The sequence below is a fragment of the Rhizobium sp. CFBP 8762 genome, assembly GCF_014841565.1.
Lineage (GTDB): Bacteria > Pseudomonadota > Alphaproteobacteria > Rhizobiales > Rhizobiaceae > CFBP-8762.
The window spans coordinates 89,713-106,347 of sequence record NZ_JACYUD010000003.1 but is presented as its reverse complement, the minus strand read 5'-3'; the positions used below and the strand labels follow the sequence as shown (position 1 = coordinate 106,347).

General features: G+C 52.2%; 13 protein-coding genes and 3 tRNA genes. 11 read left to right on the top strand and 5 right to left on the bottom strand.

Annotated features, from left to right (window positions below; translation table 11 throughout):
- Positions 1–103: 103 nt before the first annotated feature.
- The 3 genes from IFT84_RS09050 to IFT84_RS09040 form a co-directional block, all read right to left on the bottom strand.
- A complete protein-coding gene (locus tag IFT84_RS09050; protein ID WP_192118540.1) occupies positions 104–3,145 on the bottom strand; it encodes an autotransporter outer membrane beta-barrel domain-containing protein in 3,042 nt (1,013 codons plus the stop codon).
- A gap of 218 nt (positions 3,146–3,363) precedes the next feature.
- Positions 3,364–3,437, bottom strand: a tRNA-Cys gene (locus IFT84_RS09045).
- A 104-nt stretch (positions 3,438–3,541) separates the two neighbouring features.
- Positions 3,542–3,814 carry a hypothetical protein gene (locus tag IFT84_RS09040; protein ID WP_192118538.1) on the bottom strand — a complete coding sequence of 91 codons (273 nt, stop codon included), beginning with the start codon at positions 3,812–3,814 and terminating at the stop codon, positions 3,542–3,544.
- Positions 3,815–3,976: 162 nt separating this feature from the next.
- On the opposite strand from IFT84_RS09040, the gene IFT84_RS09035 reads away from it, so the two are divergent.
- The 10 genes from IFT84_RS09035 to IFT84_RS08990 all read left to right on the top strand — a co-directional run bounded on the left by IFT84_RS09035 (position 3,977) and on the right by IFT84_RS08990 (position 14,298).
- A tRNA-Asn gene (locus IFT84_RS09035) sits at positions 3,977–4,051 on the top strand.
- Positions 4,052–4,356: 305 nt separating this feature from the next.
- Positions 4,357–5,139 (top strand): ABC transporter permease, encoded by a 783-nt coding sequence (locus IFT84_RS09030; protein WP_192118536.1) that lies wholly within the window; start codon positions 4,357–4,359, stop codon positions 5,137–5,139.
- 2 nt (positions 5,140–5,141) lie between these two features.
- Positions 5,142–6,428, top strand: coding sequence for an ABC transporter ATP-binding protein (locus tag IFT84_RS09025; protein ID WP_192118534.1), 1,287 nt, complete (start codon positions 5,142–5,144; stop codon positions 6,426–6,428).
- A 59-nt stretch (positions 6,429–6,487) separates the two neighbouring features.
- Positions 6,488–8,392, top strand: coding sequence for a glycosyltransferase family 2 protein (locus IFT84_RS09020; RefSeq protein ID WP_197975511.1), 1,905 nt, complete (start codon positions 6,488–6,490; stop codon positions 8,390–8,392).
- 1 nt (position 8,393) lies between these two features.
- Positions 8,394–10,133 (top strand): hypothetical protein, encoded by a 1,740-nt coding sequence (locus IFT84_RS09015; RefSeq protein WP_192118532.1) that lies wholly within the window; start codon positions 8,394–8,396, stop codon positions 10,131–10,133.
- A 30-nt stretch (positions 10,134–10,163) separates the two neighbouring features.
- A complete protein-coding gene (locus IFT84_RS09010) occupies positions 10,164–10,559 on the top strand; it encodes a GtrA family protein (RefSeq protein ID WP_192118530.1) in 396 nt (131 codons plus the stop codon).
- A complete protein-coding gene (locus IFT84_RS09005; protein ID WP_192118528.1) occupies positions 10,552–11,496 on the top strand; it encodes a glycosyltransferase family 2 protein in 945 nt (314 codons plus the stop codon). The genes IFT84_RS09010 and IFT84_RS09005 overlap by 8 nt, the downstream gene beginning before the upstream one ends.
- Positions 11,497–11,520: 24 nt before the next feature.
- Positions 11,521–12,606, top strand: coding sequence for a GDP-mannose 4,6-dehydratase (gene gmd, locus IFT84_RS09000; RefSeq protein WP_192118525.1), 1,086 nt, complete (start codon positions 11,521–11,523; stop codon positions 12,604–12,606).
- A 2-nt stretch (positions 12,607–12,608) separates the two neighbouring features.
- Positions 12,609–13,541 (top strand): GDP-L-fucose synthase, encoded by a 933-nt coding sequence (gene fcl / locus IFT84_RS08995; protein ID WP_274603596.1) that lies wholly within the window; start codon positions 12,609–12,611, stop codon positions 13,539–13,541.
- 1 nt (position 13,542) lies between these two features.
- A complete protein-coding gene (locus IFT84_RS08990; RefSeq protein WP_192118523.1) occupies positions 13,543–14,298 on the top strand; it encodes a glycosyltransferase family 2 protein in 756 nt (251 codons plus the stop codon).
- 75 nt (positions 14,299–14,373) lie between these two features.
- Here IFT84_RS08990 and IFT84_RS08985 read toward each other — a convergent pair.
- A tRNA-Lys gene (locus IFT84_RS08985) sits at positions 14,374–14,449 on the bottom strand.
- A gap of 188 nt (positions 14,450–14,637) precedes the next feature.
- Between IFT84_RS08985 and IFT84_RS08980 the strand changes: the two genes are divergently transcribed.
- On the top strand, positions 14,638–15,384 hold the full coding sequence (locus tag IFT84_RS08980) for a cytochrome c biogenesis protein CcdA (protein ID WP_192118521.1): 747 nt from the start codon (positions 14,638–14,640) through the stop codon (positions 15,382–15,384).
- Positions 15,385–15,387: 3 nt separating this feature from the next.
- On the opposite strand, the gene IFT84_RS08975 is transcribed toward IFT84_RS08980, so the two are convergent.
- Positions 15,388–16,590, bottom strand: coding sequence for a UbiH/UbiF family hydroxylase (locus tag IFT84_RS08975; RefSeq protein WP_192118519.1), 1,203 nt, complete (start codon positions 16,588–16,590; stop codon positions 15,388–15,390).
- Between the last annotated feature and the right edge of the window lie 45 nt (positions 16,591–16,635).

Below are 16,635 nucleotides of genomic sequence, written 5' to 3'. Positions count from 1 at the left end.
ACTAAAAAACAGGTAAATTGTTCCCCTTAGCCACGCATAGAGAAGCCCGGCGGGTAATCACCAGCCGGGCTTCGATCACCACAGATTGTGTCAGTCCTGCTTTTTAGAACTTGACCGACAGGTTCAGCGCTGCACCGTTGCGGCGTGTACCATCGCCGAATTGGCCCTTATAGGAAACGCCAAGTTTTGCATTTGTGCTGATGTCGAAATCCACGCCCGCTTCCACGATGGCCGCATTTTTGGCAATCGGCACGCCTGCAACGGTAAAGGCATCACCGCCTGCAAAACGATGGGTGGACAGTGGCGTGGTGTCACCATAGGCATGACGCCATCCCAGTGTGCCCACAAGGCTTGCTTTCTGCTGTCCGAGATTGAGGTCGGTTGACGCGCGTACACCCACGGTCGTGAAGGTGGTGTCGGTGTTGTCACCCCGTACCCGCAGGGCACCGAGGCCACCTTCCTCGGTAAAGGAATCGGTGTTCAGGCGAACATGAGCCAGTGACACGAACGGTTCGATAACAGCCTGTTGCGTGTTGAACCGGTATCCCAGTTCACCGAACGCCTGGAAGGTATCGGCGTCGTAATCGTTTCGCAACTGGCTGGACAGGCCCGGTATCGCAACGGTCCGTGTTCCATCAATATCGTGGAATGTATAGGCCAGTCCCGACCGGAACGATACAGCGCCCCACTCTCCGCTGCCATAGACACCCAGATGAATGTTGTCACTGTCGCCGTTCGAGCGTCTTGCATCGACGTCAAAGCTGGAGCGTGTATACCCAAACAGGGCGCCTAGCCGCCAGTTGTCGCTGACCGGCGCATCGCCACCAACAATGATGCCGCGAGCATCATGGTCCATTTCCGAGGCGTTTCCATCACCGTCCACAGTGCCCCATTCACCCACGGCATACGACCATGCAGCCGGTTCTGCGGTTCCGGAGGCTGTGTAGAGGCGGCTGTACACCGCGTCACGGACGATATGGCTGTCGTCGATCAAGGCGGTTTTTGTCGAGGCGTGAATTTCGCCGGAGAGTTGGTCGAAGCTGTTCCGAATCAAAGCACCGTTACCCGGCAGGGCGACGATGGCGTCGTAAATCGCGTTCCCCATCCCGAGGCTTTCAAGACCGCCAGCGGTTGCGATCTGATTACGGGTCAGGCCAACATCGGTGAACGAGATGTTGTTGCGCACCAGCGACAGGGTGACTGTATCGGCAGTGTAGCCGAGGATCGGGTCCAGAAACGCAAAGACCGAGGTTGCGCCACCAAACTGACCGACCACGCCGCCATCAGCGGTCAGGATCGTGTAGGTGCTGACTGGCCTGTAGTTTCCGGTCGTTCCGACATGCACAACCGATGCGCCGTTTAAGGTCGCCACGCCGTCAACCGTGACGAGATCTGATGCGGTACCTTCGGGGTCTACTTCAACCTCGTAGCTTGAACCCGGCGTGAATGTCAGATCTCCTGCCACCTGCAATGTGCCGATTGAATTGCCGGGTGCTATCGTGCTGCCGGCATTCAGCAGGACGCTGCCAACAGTACCATTTCCGTGCAGGCGCGCACCGTTTTCAACAGTCAGCAGCGATGAGGAGGCGAGCGAGCCCCCGGCAATGACATCCAGAATTCCGGATGCAACCTGTGTCTGGCCTGTATAGGTGTTGGCGCCTGTAACAGTCAGTATGCCGCTTCCGGCTTTTATCAAGGAGCCAGTCCCGCCAACGCCGGTGTTCAGCACGATATTGTCTGAACGGTTATAGATCAGCGTTCCATTGTTCTCGACAGTATTGTTGAAGCCATTTGCGTTCAAGAAGCCTATCGTGCCGCCATTTCCCAGTTGCAGGGCGCTGCCAGTGCCGATTCTCACAGTGCCTGTGGTCAGGTTTTGACCGGTAAGCACCAGTGTGCCTGCGCCGGTTTGTTCGACGGTACCGTCGCCGGTGATAACGCCGCTATACAGTGCGTTGCCGGCGGCATTGAAGATCAAGGTCCCGTCGTTGCTGACATCGCTGACAATTGACCCGCCCCCGCCGCCATTGCCGACTTGGAGCGTGGCGGATTGCGAAACAGCTATCCCGCCAATGAAGGTGTTCGTGCCGCTCAATGTTTGAGTACCGTCAGCAATGGCCACTTGCCCAACGCCAGCGATGGTGCCGGAAAAGTCATCCGCAGCATTTTGCAAGGTCAGGGTCTTGTCCCCCAGCAAAACGCTGCCAGAGCCTGCAAGCGAGGCAATTTCCCCGTGGTCCGAGCCAGAAATATCGAACGTCCCATCTGCGATGATTCGGCTGGAGCTATTCAAGCGTCCGTCACCCGCCAGCGCCAGAGTGCCGGAGGCGATAGCCGTCTCTCCCGTGTAGGTATTGGCCCCGCTGAGTGTGAGGACGCCAAGACCTGCTTTTGTCAAAGCACCAACGCCGGTAATGGCGCGGGCAATGGTCGCAGTGTTGCCGAAAGTGTCGAAAGTGCCGCCTCCGGCGTTAAGCGTGATTGACCGTTTGTCGGCCAGATCAAAGCTGGAACCGAACCGCAATGTACCGCCGTTAAAGACGAGACCGCCTGACCCACTGCCCAGGCGACTATCAGCGGATATCTGTAGAATGCCGCGGTTGATCGTCGTTGTGCCTTCAAACCCGACGAGATCTTCCGGCAGCACAATACCGTCTACGGACCCCGTTGAGGACATGCGCACAGAAACCGGGCCTTGTTCACCATTGTTATAGCTGGTGGTCACCGCCACGTAACGGTTTCCCGAAACGAGCTGACTGGAGTAACTATAATTGTTTTCCACAAAGCCGGGGTCATCATCGCCGGTAATCAGGTTCGCTAGTGCATCGGCCGGGTTAAACGGCGCATAGAGAAATCCGTAGTTATCCAGCGCGCTGTCAGCAGAGATTTGCAGAACGCCATCGCCGATCGTTGTGAACGGCATTTGTATATAATTGACATTGGTGCCCGCCCGGCTCAGCCGTGGCGGTTGCGCGCGAATGTTGACACGATGATAGGTCGGCTGGTTGGTAAGGTCGCCTGAAAAAATGATATCGACATCTGCCTTGGACGATGCGGCAGGAAAGAATGCTGCGCTGGTGAGCAAAACACCGACAAGATGCGATGATTTTAGGGTTGGAAGGCGTGGTTTCGAACGAGATGACATGGAAATCCCCCTGTAAAGTCGTCCTTAACAGCAGGAAAACGATATCAGGATCAATTTGCCCGATGTGTTATGGGGGAGGCGGTTAGTACCCCTAAAGGACTAAGGGCGTCCGAATTGTCTGCTTACAGGTGGACGCGCGGGACGGAAAATACAGCTAGACCCAAGCCAGTCTTAGACGCCCGTGTCAGCGGCAGAAAACAATAAACCATTGAAAAGATTGGAGGCCTCGCCCGGAATTGAACCGGGGTGCAAGGATTTGCAGTCCTCTGCGTCACCACTCCGCCACGAGGCCTCAGCTGTGCAACAGCTTCATGGCCGTTTAGACCGATTTTAAAAAGAGTGCAAGCGATCTGATGGGGGACACATCAATTTTCTGACGCGTCAGAACACAATATCCTAGCCTTTAGATAGAGCTTTGCGGCGACCCCACCATAAAGCAAGCTTTCGCCTGCGCCGACGAACGAATGCGAGATCGTTCGACAGAAGCAGAAGACCCAACGGCACCATCCAAAAGCCAAGGATCGGCAAAAAGCCGAGCAAGCCACCAAACACCAGCGCGACCCCGATACTGATACGGGCAATTCGGGACTTGGGGATCTTGATGCGTGCAGAACCGACATGCATGTGCCCGGTCGTCGCGTTGATGCCAAAAGCCGGTTTCTTTTTCATGTCTCTGCAATTCCCTGTTGTGCACACGTAGCTTTTGGCGCGGAAATGGGGATAAAGTGAGAGTAGGACAAGATATTTTGTTTTATTTTCAAATAGCCTCTTGGCAAATCGGAAAAGCCTTTGTATTAGCAGCATCACTTCTGCAGCGCAGCTCGCAGACGTTCCCTGGTAGCTCAGCGGTAGAGCATTCGACTGTTAATCGACAGGTCGCCGGTTCGAATCCGGCCCGGGGAGCCATTTTATCAACCACTGCATTCCGCAAAACGTGTTGATCTGACTTCCGTTTATGGTTGTTATCAAAAGTCAGAAGCTGCTTTATCCTACCGAATGCGAATTAGCCTGCTTTGTGGTCTTCTCGCCCGCTCTGTTGAATTACCGACGGTAAGAATAGACATCAGTTCGGTTATCGGATAACAGCCTCCATCGTCAAAGTATTAGCAGCATACAAACCAAATGGCCGATTTGTAGTGCGCTAATATAGAATTCAATCATCCATAAAGTATGCGCACATCGGTGGAAGATTATGAATTGGAAATGTTGAGTTGCTTAATTTCATTCCGCATCACCATCTCATCATCGAATTGACGAAAAGGGATTTTGCCAGCCGATATAGCGGTTCGTTTGCTGGTATCATCTGGTCGTTTATTCAGCCACTGTTTCTGCTTGCGGTCTATACCACAGCGTTCGGATTTATCTTGAAAGCCCGGTGGGGTGCCACGGGGTCAACGTCCGAGTACGCTTTGATCCTGTTTTCAGGTTTGATAATTTTCAATTTGTTCTCAGAGTGCCTGACAAAATCCAGTTCGCTTGTCTTGGCAAATCCGAATTTCGTCAAAAAAGTCGTCTTTCCTTTATGGATTCTGCCGCTTGTATCTGCGTTGAGTGCCATGACACACGCGCTGATAGCAATTCTGGTCTGGTTGCTGGGTTATATCCTGTTGTTCGGTCTGCCACATCTGACGTTCCTGTGGTTTCCAGTGGTTCTCCTCAGCTTCTTTCCTGTGTTGCTTGGCGTCGGTTGGTTGCTATCGGCCGTTGGTGTCTATGTGCGTGATATTGCGCAGGCCGCCGCCATGATCAGCCATACGCTTCTGTTTTTGACGCCGATTTTTTACAGCACAGCGATGGTACCGGAAGGTTTGCAGCGCGTTATCAGAATCAACCCGCTGACCTTTGTTGTCGATCAGTTCAGGGACGTCATGTTTTTTGGCAACGCGCCCGACTACGGCGGCCTGCTGGTGTATTTCGTATGCGCATCGGTTTTCGCAGCGCTGTGTCTGTATGTGTTCAACCGGTTGAGGCCAAGCTTCGCGGATATGGTGTAACAATGTCAGATATTGTCATTTCCGCGAAGAACATCAGCAAGTCGTTCAAAAGCTTTTCCAGCCCAACCGCGCGTTTTCTTGCACATCTGATGCCTTCGCGTGCGACCGGGTTAGAGGAAGTTCACGCCCTGAAGGACGTGACATTCGAGGTTAGAAAAGGGGATTCGCTTGCCATACTTGGCAGGAACGGCGGCGGCAAAAGTACGCTTCTGCAAATCCTTACCGGCACGCTTTCACCGACGCAGGGCGAGATCGTGGTTAAGGGAAGGGTATCAGCCCTTCTGGAGTTGGGAAGCGGCTTTAATCCGGAATACTCCGGACGCGACAACGTTATATTGAACGGCTTGTTGCTTGGCCTTCGCCGGGACGAGATACTGTTACGTTTTGGCGAGATCGAGGCGTTTGCCGATATCGGCAATGCGATCGACCGCCCGGTCAAGACCTATTCCAGCGGTATGATGATGCGGCTGGCGTTTGCGGTTCAGGTCATCTGTGATCCGGAAATTCTGATTATTGACGAAGCGCTGAGCGTAGGTGATTTCTTTTTTCAGCAAAAATGTCTCGCATACATCCGTAGCCTGAAGGAAAAAGGCGTCACTCTTCTCTTCGTGTCTCACGACATGGGAGCCGTCCGAGACATTTGCGATCGAGGCCTTTATCTAAGCCATGGTCATTTGGTGTACGATGGCGATAATCTCACCGCCATACGCTATTACCTGCAGGGGGATAGCGTTATCCCTGCGGAAGAGGCGCCGCGTGAGCGGACAACGACACAAACGCCCAACGAGAAAAGCAAGGTTATTGCTGAAAACAGTGTTTGGACGATAGATCCCTCGCAGGAAGCAGCCGCACAGGAACATGCAGTTGTGACATCGGTCACGCTTTACAGCAACCAACAGGCTGTTGCCGCAATAGACATGGATAGCTGGGTGACGGTGCGCATAGCGTGCCGGGTGCTTGTCGCTGGACAATATCACGTCCATTTCGAAATCAAGAACAAGCAGAACCAGATCGTGTTCTCGGTCGGAAGCCAGAACTTGAATTTGTCTGCGCCGACGTTCGATGTTGGGGATGAGATGCTCTTCGATCTGGATATACAGTTTGCGTTCGAAGCCGGAGAGTATGCGTTCTGCGCGCAAATTGTACAGCCAGCTACGGATCACACAACCGGCATTATGGTGGACAAGACACCTTGGATTGGTCCGATACCGGTTCACTGGGACTATTACAGCAATAAACCGCGTTTCTTCGGGTTATTTGGTGCAAACTGCACAGGTAAATTTGCCTGATCCTGAAATCGTCTGAATTGGTATTCAATAAACAAATCGCAACGCGGTAGGAGTGAGTTTTGGGCGCGGTACATTTTTCCCTGGATATGGAGTTGATTGCTGCTCTGAAAAAGAGCGTGCAGTTGGATGTCTTCTGTGAAACAGGGACCTTTGAAGGTGACACTGCGTCTGACGTAGCTGAGCGCTTTGCGCGCGTTTACACGGTGGAACTGTCGGAACAACTGTATGATCGCGCCGCTGCCCGGCTTCAGCCCTATTCAAATATCGAGGTGATTCATGACGAGTCGGCGGCGGCGTTGACGCGCCTTCGCGATACGTTATCGGATCAGTCGGTACTCTATTGGCTGGATGCTCATTGGTGCGTTGCCGAGGATACAGCCGGGGAAATGTCGCAGTGTCCATTGCTCGACGAACTGGACGCTATCGGAACGCTGAACGCAAAGTCTGTCATTCTGATCGACGATGCCCGTTTGTTTCTTGGTCCGCCCTTGGCTCCGCATGAGATATCGGCATGGCCGAGTTTCGATCAGGTGTCCGTGCGCCTGCGCTCGCTGAGTTCGACACACAAACTGATGGTCATCAACGATGTCATCATGTTTTTTCCGCCGGAAGCTGAGGGCGATATTGTTGCGTACGGGCAGGCCAACGGCACAGATTGGCTGCAGGTACACCATTTCTACAAAACCCATCAGACGTTACATGATGATCTTCTCATGAAAGAAAACGTCATCAATGAACAAACGGCTGCTGTTGAACGACTGTCGAGTGAATTGGTCACAGTGCGGTCCGTACTAGAGCGTGTTAAACTGGTAAATCAGCAACTTAGGTCGGAGTTAAAAAATAAGGCACTGGTCGCTGGAAATATTAGCGACACCATTGATCGCCTCAAGGAACTCGACGAGCGCCGCGATACAGCGTTTTACCGTATTATAGCGGACCGGGAAGACTTGATCGCAAAAAATGACCGATCGCGATTGACATCATTGGGGATTCTTGCGAAAGGTCTGCCCCGGTTGCGTAAAGTGGCACGCGTTTCCGTCAGCCCTATCAGGAGGGTGATGCATCGCACCAAGTTGATTCTTCAGCCGCGACTGGGGAACCTCAACCAATATGCACCGCGTCCAATGCAGACGGAGACGACATGGCCGAGATTGTCGAACCCCGAGCAATGCCCGAAAATTTCGGTGGTTACACCGTCGTACCAGCAAGCTGATTATATTGGGCGAACAATTCGAAGCGTAACGGACCAGGGCTACCCGAACCTCGAACTGTTTGTTCAAGATGGTGGATCCAAGGATCATACGGTTCAGGTTCTTGAAGAAAACGACCATCTGTTAACGGGTTGGGTGTCGGAACGGGATACGGGTCAATCGCAGGCGATCAACCGTGGTTTCAGCCGGACGACCGGCGATATCATGGCCTGGCTCAATTCGGATGATCTTTTGCTTCCAGGGTCGCTGAATACCGTCGCCGAGTTCTTTTCCAAACACCAGGAAATCGACGTTGTCTATGGCAATCGATTGCTGATCGATGAACAGGATCGGGAGATCGGTCGTTGGATCATGCCGGGGCACGATGGGGACGTGCTGTCGTGGGTTGACTATGTCCCTCAGGAAACGATGTTCTGGCGCCGCTCCGCCTGGGAAAAAGCAGGTGGACAGATCGATGAATCATTCCGGTTTGCGATGGACTGGGATCTGATCATTCGGTTCAGAGAGTCCGGTGCGCGTTTTGTCCATATTCCGCGTTTCCTTGGTGCGTTTCGTATTCACGAACATCAGAAGACGTCCGCCGCGATCAACAATATCGGCTTTGCTGAAATGAATCGCATTCGCGAACGTGTACTCGGCTATGTTCCGGACTCGGCCGAAATCCGAAAAAACATCGCGAAATTCATGGCAAAACATATCCTACTCGATTTGAAGTTACGGATAAAAAGAAGATTGTTTGGATTTATCAAATAGTATGACGAAACATTTTAATGTGCCTGTTTTCGACAAGCGAACATACCTTCTCGCAATAATACTGGTGCCTTTTATAGTGATGATGCCGGTTCTGATGCATCCCCATTATGGGCTGTTCAGCGACGCGCAACAACTGATAGTCGTGCCGCGAACGGTATTGTCCGGCATGCCGGGCTGGTTGACGCCATTGCTTCCGCTCAGTGACGGTCGGTGGAACCCGCTGTTTCATGGCCTTTCCGTACTGATTTATGCAATCGTCCCAGAATCGCCTTTTCCATTCTACGTTGCGCAACTGGTAATGTTGTGGGTGACCGTTCTTATCTTATCACACACCGTATATAAGCTGAACCATAAATACGCATATGCAATTCTGGCAATTGTTCTTTACTGCCTATCGTCATCGTTTTTTGAAAATTATTACACTTTGGACAAGGTGGAGCCTCGCATTGTCGTTTTTTCGGCCATGCTGTTTTTGTTCATCTATAAAAAAGCAGAGGAGATTGAACGATCAGTGCATTTGGAACGACCGCGACGAGCGTACTTCCTGATATTTTTTCTAACCTGTTGCGCAATTTTTTCAAAAGAAACAGGTGTTTTTCTCGTGGGCGCGTCAGGTGCTGTGCTGGTTCTGACCTATGTTTCAGGACCGCTGAAGATTTTCCGTAGATTTACACTGAAAACATTTCTGGTTCAGCTGATCGCGCTCATATTATTTTCCAGCCTGTTCAAGTTGTTAGCGGAGAGTAATAACTCCAATTATACGTCATACTCTTTAAATGCCTATATGATCGCCCGGAATGTCGCTTTTTACATGCGGTCATCTCCAGAGCTGATTGTATCCTGCATCGTGTCGCTGGCAATCGCGCGTTGGATCTTCAAAAAGCAGTTTCCACGAATCTCCAAAGCAAACCTGTACAGTCTGATGTGCCTAGTATGCGCATTCCTTGCCTATATGGCCGGGATAAGCTTGTGGCGCTGGCCGCTAGAATATTATCTGTTGCCAGCTCAGTACTTCAACATCGCTATCCTTTGCTGCGTATTGCCCCTTGCATTGACGTATGCAAAACAGTTTCATCGGATTAGCAGATACGCGCTCGTAATCTGCCTTGTCACGATATCGACAGGCTACGTTGCGTTCCGTTTGGCGGGAGGCGTTGCTATATTCGCGTTTGACGAGGTGAAGGATACTTTGGCAAAAGAGCTGTCCAAGCCGGAATATCGTGAGAGGAGGTTCATTGTCCCATTTGATAACCCGGGAAGTTCGGAGATAGCGCAGCGGCTGGAGTACTTCATCAACGCCGCACGGAAGCAAGAGGACGCAACCAGCCTATTCAACTTTTGGGAACTTCCGTCCGACAATCGTAAAAACCTGAACCGCTTTGATGGCAGCATTTGGTGGCCTTTACCGACGGCAGATCAGTTGGCTTCCGTTTCGAAAATCGATGAAGACGTCGTCATCTGGTCGTTCAGACCGTACACGCAACTTCTGAATTCAACTGTTGGAACGCCTGCGCAGGAACCTCATGCCTCATGGGACTTCAGTACGTTACGTCCAGGCGATCTTGTCCTGCTACCGACAGGGTTAAAATATTACGAGTTTTTCAAGGCGCGCGGACTGAGTATGCATGGTCGTACGCTGCAAGGGCTGATTTATGAAACAAAGCTGAATCTGACGAAAATAGATGAGGTGAGAAGCGGGATTGGATTGTCGATGAACTGGGACATAGTTGAGGTCAATTAGCAGCTTGATTGTGCATATTTGGAAATCCGTATGAACCGTAACTTAGCACAACTGGTAAAATTCGCTGTTGTAGGAGCGGTCAATACGGGGGTTGATTTTCTCCTATTCTATATATCCTACCGGCTGTTGTATCTCCCGCTGCTTTTCTCTAACCTTGTCGGGTACGGTGCAGCGGTAATCAACAGTTTTTTCTTGAACTCACTCTGGACATTCAAAGCCGAGCAGTCGTCAGCCCGACGACTAAATTTCGGGCGTTTTGTGTTGATCAATGGAGTAGGTTTTCTGATTTCCAGTGTTGTTGTACTTGCCTGTTCGCAAATCATGGCTGCCGAATTTGCGAAGTTGAGTTCCATCGTCTTGACGCTGTTCTGGAATTTTCTTGTAACGAAACGGTTCGGCTTCGCAGGAGTAAAAGCTGATGGCTAAGTTGCTGTCCGTGTTGGTGCCAATGTACAACGAAGCTGAGGTGATTTCGATTTTTGTCGATACACTTCGACCAATATTGGATGGCTTGCCGGTTGACTGGGAAATCATCTGTGTAAACGACGGAAGTACCGATAATACGCTGAAGATTGTTCGGGAAATGAGCGCAATCGATGATCGTATCAAGGTCCTCAACTTATCGCGCAATTTTGGCAAGGAAAGTGCTCTTACGGCAGCGTTGGATCATGCCCGCGGCGACGCCGTTATTCCAATTGACGCGGATTTGCAGGATCCGCCGCAGATTATTCCGCAGATGGTCGATTTGTGGCTGGCTGGTGTTGATGTCGTCAACGCAGTTCGAAGCAACCGGGATACCGATACGCGGATCAAGCGATTAACAGCGCGCTATTTCTACGTGTTGATGAATGCGATTTCTAACATAGATGTACCACAGAATGTGGGCGACTTTCGCCTCATCTCACGGCGCGTTCTAGACGTTTTGAACTCGATGAGAGAGCGTCGCCGGTTTATGAAGGGGCTTTTTTCCTGGGTCGGTTTTTCCAGCGCCAATGTCTTCTATGAGCGACAAGGCAGAGCTGCCGGCAAAACCAAATGGAACTACTGGCGCCTTTGGAACTTCGCAATTGAGGGAATTACATCTTTCAGTACGTTTCCGCTGAAGATTGCCACGTATTGCGGGTTCATGCTCGCCTTTATCAGCCTGACCTACGCTATTAATCTCACAGCCAATACGTTGATTGTCGGTACAGACGTGAAGGGTTATCCGTCGATCATGACTGCGGTTCTGTTTTTCGGCGGTGTTAATCTGATGTTTATTGGCATCGTTGGTGAGTACGTTGGTAGAATATATGAGGAAGTAAAGCAGCGTCCAATTTATATTCTTGAATCGTCCACAGGTTTTGATAAGAACTCGAACTAACAAAACAGAGTGGTTTAATAAGTTATGTCTAAAAAAGCGTTGATTACTGGCGTCACAGGGCAAGATGGGGCGTACCTTTCGGAATTTCTACTTGGAAAGGGCTACGAAGTTCACGGGATCAAAAGACGGTCATCGCTCTTCAACACGAACAGAATTGACCATCTGTATCAGGACCCCCATGATTCAGAGCGCAATTTTGTGCTTCACTACGGCGATATGACGGATTCATCGAGCCTCATTCGAATCATTCAACTCGTTCAGCCAGATGAGATCTACAATCTTGCGGCTCAGTCACACGTTGCAGTTTCCTTCGAGGAGCCCGAATATACGGCAAACTCCGATGCTCTGGGTGCGCTGCGTATTCTGGAAGCGATCCGTATCCTCGGCCTTGAGAAAAAGACGAAGTTTTATCAGGCTTCGACATCTGAACTCTACGGGCTGGTACAGGAAGTTCCGCAGCGCGAGACGACCCCATTCTATCCAAGGTCGCCTTACGCAGTTGCCAAGCTCTATGCGTACTGGATTACCGTCAACTACCGCGAAGCCTATGGAATGTACGCTTGTAACGGCATCCTGTTCAATCATGAAAGCCCGCTGCGCGGTGAGACCTTTGTGACGCGCAAGATCACACGTGCTTTGGCTCGCATCAAGCTTGGTCTTCAAGATTGCCTGTATCTCGGCAACCTCGACGCAAAGCGCGACTGGGGTCACGCTAAGGACTATGTTGAAATGCAGTGGCTGATGCTGCAGCAGGACGTTGCGGAAGATTTTGTGATCGCTACCGGAATTCAGTACAGTGTTCGTGAATTTGTCGAAGCGGCGGCACGGGAGGCCGGTATCAATATCACCTGGCGTGGTGAAGGTGTTGACGAGAAGGGCTACAACGAGCAGGGAGCCTGCATTGTTGCGGTGGACGAGCGCTATTTCAGACCAACTGAAGTTGAGACGCTTCTGGGTGACGCGCAGAAGGCCCGCGAGCTTTTGGGATGGGTTCCGAAAATTTCATTTGCTGAACTGGTCAGCGAAATGATGCGTGAAGACTTGAAGGCTGCTTCACGAGACGAACTTGTGAAGAAGCATGGCTTTTCTGCGTATAACTTCCACGAGTGATCATGTTGAAATCAGAGAAAATTTACGTTGCAGGACACAACGGGATGGTTGGTTCTGCAATTGTCCGTCGGTTGCAGTCTCTTGGCTACGACAATATTATCGTGAGAAGCCGCCGCGAACTGGATCTTACCAACCAGATGGCAGTTCGGGAATTCCTGGAGCAGGAGAAACCCAGTTACATCTATCTGGCAGCGGCAAAAGTTGGTGGCATCTTCGCAAATGACACGAAGAGGGCAGAGTTCCTTTACGAAAACCTGATGATTGAGGCCAATGTAATTCACGCCGCCTGGCAGGCCGGTGTCAATCGACTTCTGTTTTTGGGGTCAAGCTGTATCTATCCGCGTGACTGCCCCCAACCCATCAAAGAGGATTACCTCCTGACGGGTCCGCTCGAAAGCACCAACGAGCCCTATGCGATTGCAAAAATTGCAGGGGTCAAGTTATGCGAGAGCTATAACGCGCAGTATGGCACTCAGTATGTGTCGGCCATGCCCACCAACTTGTACGGTCCGAACGACAACTACGACTTGACCAGTAGCCACGTGATGCCAGCCTTGATCAGGAAGGCGCACGAGGCAAAGAATAACGGCAGCGTGTCTCTGCATGTATGGGGTTCGGGAAGGCCAAAACGAGAATTTTTGTACGTTGATGACATGGCGGAAGCCTGCGTTTTCCTTATGGAAAACGACGTCAAGGAAGGTCTTTTTAATATCGGTGTCGGTGAGGACGTCACGATCGAAGAACTGGCACGCACGATCATGGACGTTGTCGGATTTTCCGGAGAGATTATTTTCGATGCGTCAAAACCAGACGGAACGCCTCGGAAACTACTCAATGTCGACAGGATGACCAGTCTCGGCTGGAAGGCAAAGACCGACTTGCGGGATGGTATTGCGTTGGCTTACAGCAAATTTCTTGAATCGCACGGGCATTAAGATGACGTTGCCGATGGTGACGGTTGTCATTCCGTCATTCAATCAAGCACAGTATCTGGACGCTGCCATACGCTCGGTGTTTGAGCAGTCACTTCCAGTGGAGGTATTTGTTCTTGACGGCGGATCCAGCGATGGATCCTTGGACATCATTAAGAAATGGCAGGATCGTTTGTCGGGGTGGCGAAGCCATGCCGACAACGGGCAGGCCAGCGCAATCAACGAGGGTGTAGCACTCGGGAGTGCGCCGTTCGTGTGTTGGCTGAACAGCGACGATTTCTTTGAGCCTGGCGGATTGAAGGCGCTGCTTGCTGCGTTCATGGAGTGTCCGGACGCGCCTGCAGTCTATGGGCGCGCCTGGAACTTGAAGCAACGGACGGGCAAAAAGTCACCCATATGGGTTGAACGGTTCGATACAGACCGGCTTGCCAAACGATGCATCATTTCCCAACCTGCAACTCTCATTTCCCGACGCGCTTGGGAGAGCGTAGGTGGGGTCGATCCCGTACTGCATATGACAATGGACTACGATCTGTGGTGGCGACTGCTGCGCCAATGTGGACCGCTCGTGTTTGTTGACCGGTTTGTTGCGACCAACAGAGAACACGACGACACCAAGACGAGGACGCTACGCCGTCGCCATTATCAGGAAGCAATCCAGACGGTTCGCCAGTACTATGGCAAGGTGCCGCTGCGCTGGTGGCTTGCATGGCCATACTCTGTCTGGTTCAAAGCTCTGCAAAATCGGTATGTACGATAACGCGCAAGTTTGATGACAGACAACGGACTAGAAGCCGATAGTGCTTTTATGTCGGTCTAAAGATGCGGATTATAATGGTGAGAGCGCAGGGATTCGAACCCTGGACCTACTGATTAAAAGTCAGTTGCTCTACCGGCTGAGCTACGCTCTCCCACGTTCGGGCGGTTGCCCTCAGGAAGTGGGCGGAACATAGGCAGGAGCTTTGCTGCGGTCAACCTCAAAAATCGGTCATCGACGGAAAATCCCACATTTATTGCAGTTTCGCTAAAAGGTGATTGGTTTCAAAGGGGTTGGCGCTGTATTGAAGCGGTCATCATGTGCTGAAAGTAGGTCAATACCGTGTCGATTGCCGATATTTCCATCTGGAGCGCGATTCTCGCCGGAGCCCTTTCGTTTCTCTCGCCCTGTGTCTTGCCACTGGTGCCGCCCTACCTTTGCTACATGGCCGGGGTATCGGTTGATGAGTTTCGGGGGGAGCGCCAGAGAGACGGGACAAGTACACGGCGAATCGTGTTGTTGGCAGCGCTGTTTTTTACCCTGGGATTTTCCACGGTTTTCATCTCGCTGGGAGCGGGAGCATCCACCATCGGACAAGTGCTGCGTCAATATATGGACGTGTTGGCGCGAATCGGCGGGTTTCTCATCCTTTTAATGGGCCTACATTTTCTTGGTGTGCTGAGAATTAATCTGTTCGGCCGAGAGGCGCGTTTTCAGAGCGCGGGCAGACCGGCAACGCTCTCCGGAGCCTATCTGATGGGTCTGGCTTTCGCTTTTGGTTGGACGCCCTGTATCGGGCCGGTGCTGGGCACCATTCTAGGCGTAGCAGCATCTCGCGATACGGTCGGTGAGGGCGCAGGATTGTTGGCTCTATACTCGCTGGGTCTTGCCGTGCCGTTCTGGATTGCCGCAGCGTTTTCGGAAACGTTCATGGCATTTCTCACACGTTTTCGCCGCTATCTGGGGCTTGTGGAAAAGATTATGGGAGCGGCCTTGGTCCTTGCTGGCCTCGCTTTCATGTTCGGCTTCATCAGTGATGTCGCAATCTGGTTTCAGCAGACCTTTCCCGTATTGATGACAATCGGATAGGCCTCAGGCTCGTCGGCGAAATCCGAGCTTCTCGGAAATTGCCCGAAGCGCGCCGCCTGGTTCGATGCCTTCCCGCATGATGAAGTTGCGCAGCGGCGATAAGGTGGACAGAGCCTGTAGCCCCGCCGCCCGTACCATCTGGACCGGTAGGAAAGACGATAGCAGCGACCGGTTTAAGAGATCGACGCTGGCAGTCCGGGTCATGATGTCGACCTTGCGCTTCGCCGCGAAGGCATCTCCAGTATTCGGCTGCAGTGCTGTGTCTGCCCGCTGGCCAACGATCTCAAGCAGCGCTCGTAGGTCCCGTAGGCTGAGATTCAAACCCTGGGCGCCGATCGGTGGGAAAGCATGGGCCGCTTCACCGATCAGAACAGCACGGCCACGGCCACACTGGTTAGCAGTCATGCCAGACAAGGGATAGCTCTGCACACCCCCGTCAATCTCGACAGCGCCGAGCATGGATTGCATCCGGGTTTCGATATCGGCACTCAGTTCATCCGTCGTCATTGCCAGCGCTGCCTGCGCATCCTGCGGGGTACGCACCCAGACGAGGCTTGAGCGTTTACCCGGAAGAGGAACCTGGGTGAAAGGGCCATATTCCGTGTGGAACTCAGTCGATATATTGTTGTGCGGGCGTGAATGGGTGAAATTCAGCACGAGGGCGGACTGAGGGTAGGTCCACGTCTTCACCGCAATGCCTGCACATTCGCGTACCCGTGAACCACGGCCGTCGGCTCCAACGATCAAATCGGCTGTCACCACCTCGTCCGTTTCGAGCGTCAGTTCGACGGCACTGTCAAGCAAAGCCATAGAGCGCAGCATGGTCGAGATACGTTCGATTCGGTGATTGGCCGAAATTTCCGTTTCCAGTATCGTTGTGAAGGCAGCATTTGGAATATTGTAACCGAATGCATTGAGATCGACTTCTTGCGCACGAAACGCAACGGTGGGTGCGCGCAACAGGCGAGAGGTTCCATCAATGATCTGCATGGTTTCAAGTGCAGCGGCCTGCGGCTCGATGGAATCCCAAAGGTTGAGCGTCTTCAAGAATGCGATTGACTGGTCCATCAATGCAGTCGTGCGTCCGTCAGTCCGTTCCGTTGGAGGCGCTATCAGCGCCACGTGATAGCCCGCTTTTGCCAGGGCAACGGCGGAGAGTGAACCCGCGAGGCCTGCGCCCGCGACAGCAATATCAAAATGTCTCATGGCGACCACTCCTTTGAACACGCAACGCCTATGTAGTGCTTTTAT

Excerpts from the sequence above, each read along its gene's own strand:
- IFT84_RS09040 (WP_192118538.1), bottom strand. The coding sequence starts at position 3,814 with ATGAAAAAGAAACCGGCTTTTGGCATCAACGCGACGACCGGGCACATG.
- IFT84_RS08990 (WP_192118523.1), top strand. The coding sequence starts at position 13,543 with ATGACGTTGCCGATGGTGACGGTTGTCATTCCGTCATTCAATCAAGCA.
- IFT84_RS09010 (WP_192118530.1), top strand. The coding sequence starts at position 10,164 with ATGAACCGTAACTTAGCACAACTGGTAAAATTCGCTGTTGTAGGAGCG.
- IFT84_RS09050 (WP_192118540.1), bottom strand. The coding sequence starts at position 3,145 with ATGTCATCTCGTTCGAAACCACGCCTTCCAACCCTAAAATCATCGCAT.
- fcl (WP_274603596.1), top strand. The coding sequence starts at position 12,609 with ATGTTGAAATCAGAGAAAATTTACGTTGCAGGACACAACGGGATGGTT.
- IFT84_RS09025 (WP_192118534.1), top strand. The coding sequence starts at position 5,142 with ATGTCAGATATTGTCATTTCCGCGAAGAACATCAGCAAGTCGTTCAAA.
- IFT84_RS09005 (WP_192118528.1), top strand. The coding sequence starts at position 10,552 with ATGGCTAAGTTGCTGTCCGTGTTGGTGCCAATGTACAACGAAGCTGAG.
- gmd (WP_192118525.1), top strand. The coding sequence starts at position 11,521 with ATGTCTAAAAAAGCGTTGATTACTGGCGTCACAGGGCAAGATGGGGCG.
- IFT84_RS08975 (WP_192118519.1), bottom strand. The coding sequence starts at position 16,590 with ATGAGACATTTTGATATTGCTGTCGCGGGCGCAGGCCTCGCGGGTTCA.
- IFT84_RS09015 (WP_192118532.1), top strand. The coding sequence starts at position 8,394 with ATGACGAAACATTTTAATGTGCCTGTTTTCGACAAGCGAACATACCTT.